Origin of the sequence: Paenarthrobacter nitroguajacolicus, from assembly GCF_029952445.1 — a bacterium.
Taxonomy (GTDB): Bacteria; Actinomycetota; Actinomycetes; order Actinomycetales; family Micrococcaceae; genus Arthrobacter; species Arthrobacter nitroguajacolicus_B.
In genome coordinates, this window is record NZ_JAQPPK010000039.1 from 20038 (window position 1) to 33135 (window position 13098).

Sequence of the window (13098 nt, forward strand, 5' to 3'; positions counted from 1 at the left end):
AGAAAGGAATGTGCTGACCATGAATACGCTTCTGATCATTGCTGGTGTAGTAGCAATCGTCCTTCTTCTTGTAGGTGGCTTCTCGCAAGCCCTGAACTGGCTGCTGTGGGTAGGCGTCGTCCTTCTTGTCATTGCGGCCATCGGCTGGCTGCTGAGCTTCATGTCGGGCCGCAGGGGCCATACGGTATAGAGCGCCGATAAACGTCTTCCACCAGGTCAAGGAGGGCCGCTTCCGCGCTCAGAATCTGCACGCGGAGGCGGCCCTCCGGCACATCCCCGGCGTCCACACCATTGCTGCGGAGGCACACGAATGGCAGAGCAGGAACAAGTCCCCAGAATTGGCAGGAACGAGTCCACCGAAGAACGAATGGACCGCAACTGGATGGAACTCATCCAGGAACTAAGGGTCCTCCAAACCGGCGTCCAGATTCTGGGCGGGTTCCTGCTCACGCTGCCCTTCCAATCGCGCTTCGGGGAACTGGACGATTGGCAGCGAGGCCTATACCTCTTCAACGTGATGGTTGCCGCCCTGACCACCGTGCTCATCGTCATCCCCGTCAGCGTGCACAGACGGCTCTTCCGCCGCGGCCTGAAGGCCACGTTGGTTTCCAGCGCTGACGTTGTCACCAAGTGGGCGCTGGGAGGTGTTGCGCTGTTGATCGTCGGGTCCGCCACGCTGGTCTTCGACTTCACGGCCGGACGGGCGGCGGGCATCGTGGCCGGCGGCTTCATTGTCCTGACTTTGCTGTTACTGGTGGTCGGGATGCCGTTGTGGCTCTATCGCCGGGGCATGAACGGCAACGGAAACACCAAGGAGGAGTGAAGAATGCTGAAACCCGCCAAGAACCAGGGAACCTCCGTGAAGCAACCACATGCTCTGTCTCAATGGATCAAGGACCACGGACTGCTTTTGGTGAATGTGGGCCTGTTCGCGGTCTTCTTCGGCGGCATGGTCCTGTCTGGCGCCGCGAACTACAGCGAAGAACAGCAGACCCACGGGGGCTCGCCAGTAGGCGTTCTGGAGTATCTGACAACCGGCCACTTCGTGGAGGCCGTGTTTGAGAACTGGGAGTCTGAATTCCTCCAAATGGCCATGTACGTGGTGCTGACCGTCTTCCTCTTCCAGAAAGGCTCCTCCGAGTCCAAGCCCATGGGCAAGAAGGCTCCACAGGACGAAGATCCGCGGGACGCGAAGCAAACAGCGAAGACGCCGTGGCCGGTGCGACGCGGCGGCTGGATCCTGAAGGTTTACGAACACTCGCTTTCCGGACTGCTTGCCCTGCTGTTTTTGGCATCCTTCACCATGCACGCCATTGGTGGAACGGCGGCCTACAACGAGGAACAACTCAGCCATGGGCTAGCGGAAGTATCCACCTGGGAGTACATGGCCTCCAGCCAGTTCTGGTTCGAGTCCTTCCAGAACTGGCAGAGTGAATTCCTGGCTGTAGCTGTACTCGTGGGAGCCTCCGTCTATCTGAGGGAACGCGGCTCACCCGAGTCCAAGCCCGTCGCCGAACCGCACTACGAAACAGGCGCTTGATTGCTTTTCGACGGAACGAATCCAGCGAAAGGAACCTGACCATGCCAGGAAAAAAGAATTCCAGCCTGAAGGACCCCGGACTCTACGAAGAGCTCCGGGATGACGGAGCATCCAAGGAGAAAGCTGCCAGAATTTCCAACGCGGCGGCAACCCGGGGACGCAAGGAAGTGGCGCATAAGGGCGGTAAATCAGGAGACTACGACGATTGGACCGTGAGTAAATTGAAGGCCCGCGCGAAGGAACTCGGGCTGAAGGGTTATTCAGGCAAAAAGAAATCCGAGCTTATTTCGATGCTGCGAAACCACTGACACCGCAATCAACCGGCCCCGGCAAGCCTAAAGCCGGGGCTCCGGCCTGAGTTTCTTCAGCCAGGTCTCCGTCTGGGCGATATGCGCGGCCGTCGCCGTCGCTGCCATGGTGGGATCACGCCGGGCAATGGCTGCCACTATCGCGCTGTGGCCCGCAGTACTGTCCCCGCGCACGGCCGGCCCGTCGTCGCCGTCGAAAATGTGGAAATGGCCCCCGCGGGACCGGAAGAGCCTGACCAGTGCATTGAGCGTCGAATTACCGCTCGCCCGGCAGATCTCCTCATGGAACTGTGAATCCAGCTCAGAGTACTCGCTTGGATTGTCCGTGGCCTCCATGCTTTCCACCAGGGCCGTCAACTTGGCTACGACCTCAGGTGTGGCGTTGGCGGCCGCCGCAGCGGCAGCATGGGATTCCATGAGCCTGCGGATCTCGAAGAGTTCCAGCAGCCCGTCCAGGGGCAGCAAGTCCACCAACAGTGCGAAATTCTGCAGGATGACTGTCGGCTCCAGGGACGAGATGTATGTGCCCGATCCGTGCCTGGATTCCATGACTCCCAGTGCCGACATGGCCCGGACAGCTTCCCTGAGAGAGCTCCTCGAGACGCCCAGTTGGGCGGACAGCTCCGCTTCCGGAGGACACTTCTGGCCAGCGGCGAGTTCACCCGAGGCAATCTTGTTCCTCAGGCCCTGCATGGCCGTTTCGACAGCACCCACTACGTCGCCTCCTTCAGATCCCCGTATCACGCTACCGCACTGGAACACACGGGCGGCTGAGCAGACGCATTGTCATACTCTTCGACTAAGACATCGTACCTATATAGCCACAGCCCCAGTCTCTGGCGGCTTATTGCGCGTAATCAAGCAAAGTCATCTTATGACTATTTCGGATTGTCCGTTGTCTTGGTGTGGCCTGTGATGTAACTTACAGAGCGTTGACTCACTCCACTGACAAAGGACGCCGTGTTCCCAGCACCTCTCACAGTCCCCCGCCCGATGTTGACCCCCGAGGGCCTACCCGCGATGGCCGACTGGAGCCTCACACAGTCCAAGGTCCACCTCAACCACGGTTCGTATGGGTCCGTCCCCCGGGCAGCCCAGGCGCAGCAGCTGAAGCTCAAGGAGCTCATGGACCAGAATCCGTGCCCTTGGTTCATGAGCCAGTTTGAACTCGTGGCCACGGCGAGAAGGGAAATTGCGGCATTCCTTGGGGTCGACTCCCAGCACTTGGCCCTGGTCCCCAACGCGAGCGCGGGTGTCAGCGCCGTCTACAACTCGCTGGATTTCGCCCCTGGTGCCGAGATCGTGACCACAAACCATGCCTACGGGGCAGTCCTTCAGGGCGCAGAACGGGTCGCGCGCAGGTGCGGCGGCCACGTGCGGATCGCGGAGATCCCCCTGGAGGCGGATGCAGATGCCGTTTGTGCGCTCGTGATGGCGGAAGTAACTCCCAGGACTGCCCTGATCGTGGTGGACCAGATCACCTCCGCAACAGCCCGTGCCTTCCCGGTTGAACAGATCGCCCGTGCGGCTTCCCTCCTGGGAGTACCCGTGCTGGTGGATGCAGCCCACGCTCCCGGCGTATTGGAGTCCCCGGTTCCCGATTTTGAGGGCTTTTGGGTGGGCAACCTCCACAAATTCGCTTGCGCACCGAGGGGAACTGCAGCATTGGTGGCGCGTGGACCACAGGCACAATCCTTGGAACCATTGATCGATTCATGGGGCTTCCCGTACAGCTTTCCAGAGAACTTCGACCACGTGGGAACCCAGGACGTGACCTCCTGGATGGCAGCACGAACCGCCTTCGACACCATCGAAGAACGCTACGGCTGGGCGGTCTTCCGCACCTACGCCAAGGAGCTTTGCGACTACGGGCATTCACTGATCGGCGCGGCATTTGCCGACGCCACGGGCCAGAACCCGGCAGTCGACGTCGGCATGCCGGTAGGGCCGCTACGCCTGATCCGCCTTCCGGACGGGCTCGCCACCACCCACGAGGATTCCCACGCAGTCCGGGCCTACGTTTCGGACAAGCTCGACATCGAAACAGCCATCACCACCTTCAACGGACGGGGCTACCTGCGGCTTTCGGCCCATCTGTACAACTCCCCGAAGGACTACGAAATTTTCGCCGAGAGGGCAGTTCCGGACCTCGTCCGGCTCGCCCGCTCCCTCTAGACCCCACCCGCACCCGCTCAGCCGGTGCACCCATTCGAACCAATCAACGGAGGACCCACGTGAAATCCAGAATTATGGCGTCTGCGGCAGCAGGCCTGGCGGCTGTTCTTGCACTGGCAGGGTGTGGAGGCGGCCAGTCGGCCAGCGATGGCAAGGTCACCCTGAAGATGGTGGAAAGCCTCACGAACCCCACCCGCACGGAAACCCTGAAGAAGCTCATCTCGGGCTTCGAGCAGGCCAACCCGGACATCAAAGTGGAGCTGATTTCGCCGCCTACCGACCAGGCAGACCAGAAAATCCAGCAGATGCTCCAGTCCGGCAAGGGCATCGACGTAGTGGAGGCCCGCGACATTACCGTCGGATCCTTCGGCGCCAACAACTGGCTCTACGACATGACCAAGGACCTGGACGGCTGGGACGGCTGGAACAACCTGACGGAAAACGCAGTCACCTACTCGAAGCAGAACGGCAAGACCTACTACATCCCGTACGGTTTCTACGGGCTTTCCCTCTTCTACCGCTCGGACCTGGTGAAAGAGGCCGGTTTCGACGGTCCGCCGAGCAGCTGGGAGGATATGGCAAAGCAGGCCGAGGCACTCAATAAACCGTCCGAGAACAAGTTCGGCTACGCCTTCCGCGGCGGCAGCAATGCCAACTCCAACGCCGTGGCCATCATCGAGGCGTACGTTGCCGACGAGGTCGACCGTGAGAACGCCTTCAAGCTGACCAACGGCAAGACGATTTTCTCCTCCCCCAAGGCCCAGCAGGCCATGGACCTCTACATTGACCTCTTCAAGAAGGGATCCCCGCCGTCCTCCGTGGCGTGGGGCTACCCCGAGATGGTGCAGGGCTTCAGCAACGGCTCCACGGCGTTCCTGCTGCAGGACCCCGAGGTCATCGCCACCGTCAAGGAGTCCCAGGCCATCAAGCAGGACCAGTGGAACGTCGCTCCCCTCTTGGTGGGACCGGGCGGCAAGGCGATCCAGCCCGTGGCCTCTGCCGGCTGGGGCATCGCTGAGTCTTCCAAGTCCAAGCCGGAGGCCGTCAAGCTCATCAAGTACCTGGCCCAGGGCGACCCCGCCACCACCTTCAGCAAGGAAAACAGCCTGGTCCCCACTCTGAAGTCCGCAGCCCAGGACACCTTCTACAGCACCGGCCCTTGGGCTGCCTACGTGAAGATGACCGAGAACCCGGACACGTACATTTCGGCAATCCAGCCACGCAGTGTCTCCTGGTGGACCGAATGGATCAAGAAGGCCGACGGCGAGCTGCAGCGCGTGCTCACGGGGCAAATGTCCACCTCTGACCTCCTGTCCAGTTGGGATACCTACTGGACCGAAAAGATGAAGGGATAGCTTCCCGTGAGTCTCGACGTCAAGCAGGCCGCACCGCCTCCATCCGGGCGGAAAGCCGCACGGCCGGACCAGGGCAGGGGCAGCTCGACCAAAAGACGGTTCAATGGCCGGACGGCGTTGACCTTGCTGGCTTTCCTGGCGCCGGCCGCAGTATTCGTGGGGATCTTTACGTACTACCCCATGATCGCCGGCAGCCAGATGGCGTTCCGCAACTGGAACCTGAATGACCTGTCCGATACGTCATGGGTTGGTTTCGGCAACTTCCAGAGCCTGTTCGATGCACCGGAGTTCGGGACGATTGTCCGCAACACAGTGGTGTGGGTTGTCGGCTCGTTGGTTCCGCAGGTGGTCATCGGTTTCGCGGTGGCGTTGTTCCTGAAGCGGCGGTTCCGGATGCGCGGCGCGTATCAGGCCATGATCTTCTTCCCGTGGGCTGTGTCCGGCTTCCTGATCGGCATGCTGTTCCGGTGGATGTTCAACGCCGAATTTGGCGTGGTCAACGACCTCCTGATGAAGGCGGGACTGATCAGCTCGCCCATTCCATGGCTCTCCGATCCGGGCTTCGCCATGACCGCCATCATCATCGCCAACGTTTGGTATGGCGTGACGTTCTTCGCGATCATGATCCTCGCTGCCTTGCAGTCAGTGTCAGATGAGATGTACGAGGCCGCTGCCTTGGACGGTGCCGGCAAGGTTCGGACGTTCTTCAGCATCACGCTTCCAAGCATCTCCACCACTCTGGCGTTGACCATCCTGTTGCGGGTGATCTGGATCTTCAATTTCCCGGACATCATCTTTGCCATGACGGGCGGCGGACCGGCTGACCAGACCCACATCATCACCACGTACATGATCAAAATTACCCAGGAAGGCGATTACGGCAAGGCATCCGCGCTCGGATTGATCGTGATGGTCACCCTCATGCTCTTCGCCGCTTTCTACCTCATGGCTGTCCGCTTTCGAAAGGGAGACCAATGATCAACAGTCAGACGCTCGTTGGCCGGATTTCAAAGGTGGTCTTCCTGGGCCTTTGCCTGATCGTCACCGTCTTTCCGCTGTACTGGATTGTGGTGACGTCCCTGAAGGAACCGGGGGCGATCTACTCCCTGCCGCTCGATTACTGGCCCAAACAGCTGTCTTTGGACAACTACATCGGGCTGTTCACCAAGTCCGATTTCGGCCAGTACATGCTCAACAGCCTGGTGGTGGCGCTCGTGGCCGCTTCGGTTGCCACGCTCATCTCGCTGCTCTCCGCGTACGTCCTGGCCCGCTTCCAGTTTTCCGGACGAGGAGCCGTGCTGGGTGCTTTCCTCATCACGCAGATGATTCCCGGGTTCATTGCCCTGGGTCCGCTGTACCTGATGATGACCGACTTCGGTTTGGTGGATTCCAAGACCGGCCTGATCCTGATCTACATCGCCATCTGCATTCCGTTCTGCACCATCATGCTCCGCGGCTTCTTCGAGAACGTCCCGGATGCCTTGGAAGAGGCCGCCATGATCGATGGCTGCTCCAGGCTGAGCGCCCTCTTCCGGGTTATCGTTCCGGTGATGCTGCCCGGCATTGCGGCGAGTTTCGTGTTCAATTTCGTGAACTGCTGGAATGAGTTGTTCCTGTCGGTGACGCTCATGAACAGCGACAGCAACAAGACCATCCCGACGGCGTTGGCCGGCTTTATCTCCAGCTTCAACATCGATTGGGGTTCCATGTCCGCTGCCGCGGTCCTGACGGTGGTACCCACACTGGTGATTTTCGCCTTCGCCAGCAAGTTCATCGTCCAGGGACTGACCGCCGGTTCAGTGAAGGGCTGACGCAAGCACCGAACGTCGGGCGCCCTTCAAAGGCGCCCGACGCCGGTTCACGCCTTTTTCTTGGCCCGGGCCTTTGGTTTGGTGGCAGCTTTGCTGGCGGCAGCGTCGTCGTCGGACGCTTTTTCCTTGCCGCGTTTCTTGTCCAGGCTCCGCTTGAGCGCCTCCATGAGGTCGATGACGTCGCCGCCCTCCCCTTCGCCTTCGACGTTGCCGAACGTGGCCTCTGTATCCAATGCCTCGCCCTTTTCCAGCTTGGCTTCGATTAGCGTCTTCAACTGGGCCTGGTAGTCGTCCGTATATTCGTCGGGGTCGAAATCGTGGGCCATGGATTCCACCAGGGCGGAGGACATTTCCAGTTCCTTGTCCGAGATCTTGATGTCCGTTTCCAAGGAGGGGAACTTGGCCTCGCGGACTTCGTCACCCCACAGGAGCGCCTGCAACAGCAACACGTCGCCGCGCACCCGCAGGGCCCCCAACCGGGTTTTCTGGCGCAACGCGTACTGGACAATAGCGATCCTGTCCGTGTCTTCAAGCGTCTGGCGCAGCAACATGTAGGCCTTGGGCGACTTGGAATCAGGCTCCAGGAAATAGCTGCGCTCGTACATGATCGGATCCAGCTGCTCGGCGGGGATGAACTCCACCACCTCGATCTCGCGGCTGTTTTCCTCCGGCAGGGACTTCAGCTCGGCCGACGTGAGGACCACGGTGCGGCCTTCTTCTTCGTAGGCCTTGTCGATGTCTTCATAAGCCACAACGTCGCCGCAAATTTCGCATTTACGCTGGTACCGGATGCGCCCGCCGTCCTTATTGTGGACTTGGTGCAGCCCAATATCGTGATCCTCCGTGGCACTGTAGAGCTTCACTGGTACGTTGACCAGACCGAACGCGATAGATCCCTTCCATATGGCCCTCATGCACCCAGTCAACAGCACAACACAGCAGAGGAGAAGAGGTGGCAGGCAAGCAACAGGAGCGGGTGAACGTGGAAGGCCACGAACTCACCCTCACCAACCTGGGCAAAATCATCTACCCGGAAACGGGCACCACCAAGGCTGAGGTGCTTGAGTACTACGCCACCGTGGCGCCCTTCCTCATCCCGGCCGCGGCCAACCGGCCCGTCACGCGCAAACGCTGGGTCAACGGAGTCGGTACAGCCGAGCACCCGGGACAGGTGTTCTTCCAGAAGAACCTGGAGGACTCCGCGCCCAGGTGGATCCCCCGCGCCGCCATCGAGCATTCGGACCATACCAACGTCTATCCCATGGTGAACAACCTGGCCACGCTCACCTGGATGGCCCAGATCGCGTCCCTGGAAATCCACGTCCCGCAGTGGCAGGTGGACGCTTCCGGGAAACCTCTCCGGCCTGACCGCTTCGTTTTGGACCTGGACCCTGGTCCCGGAGCCGGCCTGCCCGAATGTGTTGAAGTGGCCACGCTGGCCCGGTCCATCCTGCAGGACATGGGCATGGACCCGGTCCCGGTCACCAGCGGAAGCAAAGGCATCCACCTCTACACAGGTTTGGACGGGACCCTGAAGTCCGAGCAGGTTTCCGCCTTCGCCCATGAACTCGCCCGCGCCCTGGAGGCGGATCATCCCGACCTGGTGGTCAGTGACATGAAGAAGTCCCTGCGGAAGGGCAAGGTCCTGGTGGACTGGAGCCAGAACAGCGGGAACAAGACCACCATCGTCCCGTACTCCCTCCGCGGCCGCGCTATTCCAACCGTCGCGGCGCCACGTACCTGGCGGGAGCTCGCGTCCCCTTCGCTGGACCACCTGGATTACACAGAGGTGATGAAGCGGGTGAGTGGCGGCAAGGATCACTTCGCTTCCATCTCGGACCGGCACCTGCCTCCGCACGGGGAGGATGAAAACGACGACGGCGACGGTGCTGCCGGCGCCCGGGCCGGCGGCACGGCTGTCGCCGGGGCCGGTGCGCGTGAGCGTGTGGCGACGGTCGGGAACCGTCTCGCCAAATACGTCGGGATGCGCGATCCGGGCAAAACCCCGGAGCCGTTTCCGTCGTCGTCGGCTGCTTCTGCGGTACCCCAAAGCGCGTCCTCGTCAGAGCAGCCCAAACCGGGCGATCCTCCGCCGCCCGGCGGTATCTTCGTGATCCAGGAGCACCACGCACGCCGCTACCACCTGGATCTGCGGCTGGAACACAACGGCGTCCTGGCCTCGTGGGCGTTGCCGCGGGGCGTCCCGGAAACACCCGACCGGAACAACCTTGCCGTCCACACAGAAGACCATCCCATGGAATACGCGGACTTTGCGGGGGTCATTCCCAAGGGCGAGTACGGGGCCGGGACCATGAGCATCTGGGACCGCGGCGAATTCACGTGCGAGAAATGGCGCGACGGCAAGGAAGTCATCGCGACGCTCACGGGTCAGCCCGGCGGCGGCCTTGGCGGAACCAAACGCCTGGCACTCATCAACACCGGCGACCGTTGGCTGATCCACCTGATGAAGGAGCAGCCGGGCGGCAGGCGCGTCGCCAGAGCCACGACCGCGACCAAGCCCGCGGCTTCACATGAGCCGGAACCCGAGCCAATGCGTGACTACGCCCCCATGCTCGCGACGTCCGGGACCACCGCTGACCTCCGCGGCGGCAACTGGCTTTATGAACTGAAATGGGATGGCATCCGCGCCATCATCACCGGCACCAAGGGGAAGATCCGCCTCATGAGCCGCAACGGGAACGACCTCACGGCCGCCTACCCGGAGCTCACCGATCGCGCCTGTTGGCCCGAAGGGGACTTCGTGGCGGACGGCGAAATCGTCGCTCTCGGCAAGGGGTCCAGACCCGATTTCGGCCGGCTGCAGCTTCGAATGAACCTGGTCAAGACGGCGGACATTGAAAGGGCCCGCGTCTCGGTTCCGGTCCAGCTGATGCTGTTTGATTTGCTGTACGACGCCGGAGCGGACTTGAGCAAACTAACTTTCAGCGAGCGCCGCGAGCGGCTGGATGCGTTTGCCGAGCGCCTGCCCGGGGGCTGTCCGCTTCACGTTTCCGCGGTGCTGGACCACGACGTCGATGACCTCATGACCAGCGCGGCGGACCTGGGCCTGGAGGGCGTGATGGCCAAGAAAGCTGACAGCCGGTACGTGGTGGGCCGCCGCAGTGCCTCGTGGATAAAGCTCAAACTGGAGCAGAGCCAGGAAGTGGTGGTCGGTGGTTGGCGGCCTGGCGCCGGGGCTCGAAGCGGGACTTTCGGGGCGTTGCTGCTGGGCATCCCCGACGGCGACTCCTTGCACTATGTGGGCAGGGTAGGCACGGGGTTCAAGGACTGGCAGCTGCGGGACATCATGGAGCAGCTGGAGCCCCTGGTGGTGGACGATTCCCCGTTCAAGGACATTCCAAAGGAAGACGCCGCCGGTGCGCACTGGGTGAAGCCCGAGCTGGTGGCAGAGGTGACGTTCGGCAACTGGACAGGCCCCGGTAGGCTACGTCATCCTGTGTGGCGCGGATGGCGGCCGGATAAGTCCCCATCAGACGTGAGCCAGCCCAACTAGGTGACAGATGACGTCGTTTTGAGCGCTCAGAACGACATGTGCTGCTACCCAGTTGGGCTGGCGGGGTGATCCGTTGGGTTGCGGGTACGCGGTTAGGAGGAGTGCGGCATCTGTGGTCGGCTGGTCCGGTGGATCGCAGTCACGGCCGCCCCTTGGCCCATGCGGCCGTGGGCTTGGTCGCGGTCCTTCGGGTGACGGCGCTTGCCGTTGCCGTCCGGCCACTGGCTGCCTTGCTCCGTTCCCAGGGCCAAGGCAATGGCTGTTGGCTCGGGCATCGGGGCCATGTCCATGGACTCGACCAAGTGGCTTGCCACCTCAGGATCGATATTCTCTGCTGAGTGATTCGCAGTCATGGTTCTTCCTTTCCAGTGCGCCTGTCCGCTGGAGTTACCAGCGGACTTTCTTCTCGGTCTTGGCCTGCTTGCCGCTGGCTGCAGTGGGCTTGTGTCCCTTTCCGGTGCTCTGCCAGCCGGCAGGAGCTCCGCCGCCGGATTTGCTGGCGAGCATCGCCCGTTGGGCGTCGGTCAGTTTGGACTTGATGCCGCCGTTAGCGGGGGTCTTGTTGTTATCTGTTGGGTTGGCAGTCATATGGACTCCTAAAAGTGTGTGAGTCCTGAAGAGACACGTATCCCGTGGCGTTCGGTTCGAGAAAAGGCGTCGACAACGGGAACGGCATGGAGGCAAGCCTCGACAGGCGTGGATTTTTGTCTTCTGAAACGCAGCTGCGTGCTCAGTGCAGAGCACTGGCCGGTCTACTCAAAAATCAGTGTTCCCATGCGTCATACCCTAACCAAGATCCTGCACATTTGTGAACCCCTGGATTAGCATGGCACTCGTGATCCGGAGTTCGTCGATCGTCACTGCCCTTCGCGATGCCGGTTGCGTTTTCGCGGAGGACGAGGCCCGGCTGCTTATCGATGCCGCCCGTCATCCGGACGAGCTTAGCCACATGGTGGACCTGCGGGTTGGCGGACTTCCCCTTGAACACATCCTGGGTTGGGCGGATTTCTGCGGGACCCGGATGGCCGTTGAGCCCGGCGTCTTCGTCCCTCGGCGTCGCACGGAGTTCCTTGTGCGGCAGGCGGCGTTAACCGCCAAAACGGGTGCCGTCGTCGTCGACCTCTGCTGTGGCTCGGGAGCGATAGGTGCCGCCGTCAGCGACATCCTGGGCTGCTGCGAGCTTCACGCCGCGGACATCGACCCGGCCGCCGTGGCGTGCGCGCGGCGGAACGTCGAGCCGCGGGGTGGCCGGGTCCATCTGGGCGATCTCTTCGAACCGCTCCCCCGGCAGCTTTTGGGCCGGGTTGATGTTCTCCTGGTCAACGCCCCGTATGTCCCCACCAGCTCAATCGGCATGATGCCGCCCGAAGCGCGCCTCCATGAGCCGGTTGTGGCGCTCGACGGCGGTACTGACGGTTTGGATGTGCAGCATCGGGTTGCGCTGGGGGCGCCGGAGTGGCTGGCGCCGGGTGGGTTGCTCTTGGTCGAGACCTCCCGGCAGCAGGCACCGCAAACAGCAGCGCTCCTGACGGAGTCGGGACTGGCGGCCAGCGTGATGACGGACGAGGAGCTCGATGCCACAGTGGTGGTGGGCTCACGCAGCTGACCCGTCAAACCGTCAGCTCTTAGACCCGGAAAGCGCCCCTACGAAACTTCCTCGTCTGAAGTTGCGCCGGCGTGCCCATTGAGGCGCCTTCTGGCCGATACGCTGTGATCATCAGGCAACAGCCTGCTGTGCCGTTAACAAACAAAGGACCCGAGTGCAATCGGGTCCTTGTTCAGCGCGGTGCGCTCATTGGTGCGGTCGAGAGGGTCATAGCCTCAAATCCAAACACTTTGAGTCTATGGCCCTGCGCACGTAGGGCGCAACGTTTGGGGTTATAGGACAAAACGTGTGTATGGGTTGGGCTTGCTTCCCAGCGCTGGCGGGCGAATTCCGGGATAGCTAAGCTTTTGGAGCCTAGGGTGGCTGGGGTGCTTGCATATCTGGGGAATGTTTGGTCTGCGGCCAGACGCTGGTACGAAACGGGAAAACGGCAGCGGGCAAACAGCGCTACCGGTGCCTGAACTGTGGGGCGAGCCGTTCCGGTGAACGTCCGGATGTCAGCCGTCGCGCTGAGCTGGAGGCGTTTCTTGGCTGGCTATTGGGCAGTACCGGCCAGTCCTCGTTCACCATGTTCGGCACGGCCCGGTCCTTCCGACGGCGCACGGCCTGGTGCTGGAACATCGCCCCGCGCATTCCCGTGACCGGGGAGGTCCATGACCAGATCCAGGTCGATGGGATCTTTGTCGGGACGTGGTGCTGCCTGATCGCTGTTGCCGGTGATTACGTGCTTGGCTGGCAGTGGTGCGACACCGAGAAGAAGGCCGCGTGGGCGGCGCTGCTGCAACGGTT

14 protein-coding genes and 2 pseudogenes are annotated in these 13098 nt (G+C 61.8%); 12 read left to right on the forward strand and 4 right to left on the reverse strand.

Features of this window, described 5'->3' with window-relative positions:
* Window positions 1–19: 19 nt before the first annotated feature.
* The 4 genes from PJL15_RS20860 (at window position 20) to PJL15_RS20875 (ending at window position 1848) form a co-directional block, all read left to right on the forward strand.
* On the forward strand, window positions 20–190 hold the full coding sequence (locus PJL15_RS20860) for a hypothetical protein (protein ID WP_018778938.1): 171 nt from the start codon (window positions 20–22) through the stop codon (window positions 188–190).
* A 120-nt stretch (window positions 191–310) separates the two neighbouring features.
* Complete coding sequence (locus PJL15_RS20865) at window positions 311–823, forward strand: DUF6328 family protein (RefSeq protein WP_281453047.1); 513 nt, start codon at window positions 311–313, stop codon at window positions 821–823.
* Between the two features lie 3 nt (window positions 824–826).
* A complete protein-coding gene (locus PJL15_RS20870; RefSeq protein WP_281453048.1) occupies window positions 827–1540 on the forward strand; it encodes a DUF6766 family protein in 714 nt (237 codons plus the stop codon).
* A 41-nt stretch (window positions 1541–1581) separates the two neighbouring features.
* Complete coding sequence (locus PJL15_RS20875) at window positions 1582–1848, forward strand: DUF7218 family protein (RefSeq protein ID WP_281453049.1); 267 nt, start codon at window positions 1582–1584, stop codon at window positions 1846–1848.
* 27 nt (window positions 1849–1875) lie between these two features.
* Here PJL15_RS20875 and PJL15_RS20880 read toward each other — a convergent pair whose 3' ends face one another.
* Window positions 1876–2562 carry a FadR/GntR family transcriptional regulator gene (locus tag PJL15_RS20880; RefSeq protein WP_281453050.1) on the reverse strand — a complete coding sequence of 229 codons (687 nt, stop codon included), beginning with the start codon at window positions 2560–2562 and terminating at the stop codon, window positions 1876–1878.
* 279 nt (window positions 2563–2841) lie between these two features.
* Here PJL15_RS20880 and PJL15_RS20885 point away from each other — a divergent pair, with 279 nt between their 5' ends.
* The 4 genes from PJL15_RS20885 to PJL15_RS20900 are packed head-to-tail and all read left to right on the forward strand — an operon-like array spanning window position 2842 to window position 7189.
* Complete coding sequence (locus PJL15_RS20885; protein ID WP_281453051.1) at window positions 2842–4023, forward strand: aminotransferase class V-fold PLP-dependent enzyme; 1182 nt, start codon at window positions 2842–2844, stop codon at window positions 4021–4023.
* A 59-nt stretch (window positions 4024–4082) separates the two neighbouring features.
* Window positions 4083–5378 (forward strand): ABC transporter substrate-binding protein, encoded by a 1296-nt coding sequence (locus PJL15_RS20890; protein ID WP_281453052.1) that lies wholly within the window; start codon window positions 4083–4085, stop codon window positions 5376–5378.
* A 6-nt stretch (window positions 5379–5384) separates the two neighbouring features.
* Complete coding sequence (locus PJL15_RS20895; protein ID WP_281453053.1) at window positions 5385–6356, forward strand: carbohydrate ABC transporter permease; 972 nt, start codon at window positions 5385–5387, stop codon at window positions 6354–6356.
* Window positions 6353–7189 carry a carbohydrate ABC transporter permease gene (locus tag PJL15_RS20900; RefSeq protein WP_281453054.1) on the forward strand — a complete coding sequence of 279 codons (837 nt, stop codon included), beginning with the start codon at window positions 6353–6355 and terminating at the stop codon, window positions 7187–7189. Before PJL15_RS20895 ends, PJL15_RS20900 begins: the two co-directional genes overlap by 4 nt.
* Window positions 7190–7236: 47 nt before the next feature.
* Here PJL15_RS20900 and PJL15_RS20905 read toward each other — a convergent pair whose 3' ends face one another.
* Window positions 7237–8103 (reverse strand): Ku protein, encoded by an 867-nt coding sequence (locus tag PJL15_RS20905; protein WP_281453055.1) that lies wholly within the window; start codon window positions 8101–8103, stop codon window positions 7237–7239.
* Between the two features lie 38 nt (window positions 8104–8141).
* On the opposite strand from PJL15_RS20905, the gene PJL15_RS20910 reads away from it, so the two are divergent.
* Window positions 8142–10703 (forward strand): ATP-dependent DNA ligase, encoded by a 2562-nt coding sequence (locus tag PJL15_RS20910; protein WP_281453056.1) that lies wholly within the window; start codon window positions 8142–8144, stop codon window positions 10701–10703.
* A gap of 92 nt (window positions 10704–10795) precedes the next feature.
* Here the strand turns inward: PJL15_RS20910 and PJL15_RS20915 are convergent, their stop codons facing one another.
* Window positions 10796–11056, reverse strand: coding sequence for a hypothetical protein (locus tag PJL15_RS20915; protein WP_281453057.1), 261 nt, complete (start codon window positions 11054–11056; stop codon window positions 10796–10798).
* 34 nt (window positions 11057–11090) lie between these two features.
* Window positions 11091–11291 carry a hypothetical protein gene (locus tag PJL15_RS20920; protein ID WP_281453058.1) on the reverse strand — a complete coding sequence of 67 codons (201 nt, stop codon included), beginning with the start codon at window positions 11289–11291 and terminating at the stop codon, window positions 11091–11093.
* A gap of 238 nt (window positions 11292–11529) precedes the next feature.
* Between PJL15_RS20920 and PJL15_RS20925 the strand changes: the two genes are divergently transcribed.
* The 3 genes and pseudogenes from PJL15_RS20925 to PJL15_RS20930 form a co-directional block, all read left to right on the forward strand.
* Window positions 11530–12309, forward strand: coding sequence for a putative protein N(5)-glutamine methyltransferase (locus PJL15_RS20925; RefSeq protein WP_281453059.1), 780 nt, complete (start codon window positions 11530–11532; stop codon window positions 12307–12309).
* Between the two features lie 391 nt (window positions 12310–12700).
* Window positions 12701–12772 (forward strand): annotated as a pseudogene (locus tag PJL15_RS22760) (IS1/IS1595 family N-terminal zinc-binding domain-containing protein); the annotation flags it as partial.
* A 75-nt stretch (window positions 12773–12847) separates the two neighbouring features.
* Window positions 12848–13098 (forward strand): annotated as a pseudogene (locus PJL15_RS20930) (IS256-like element ISBibr1 family transposase); the annotation flags it as partial.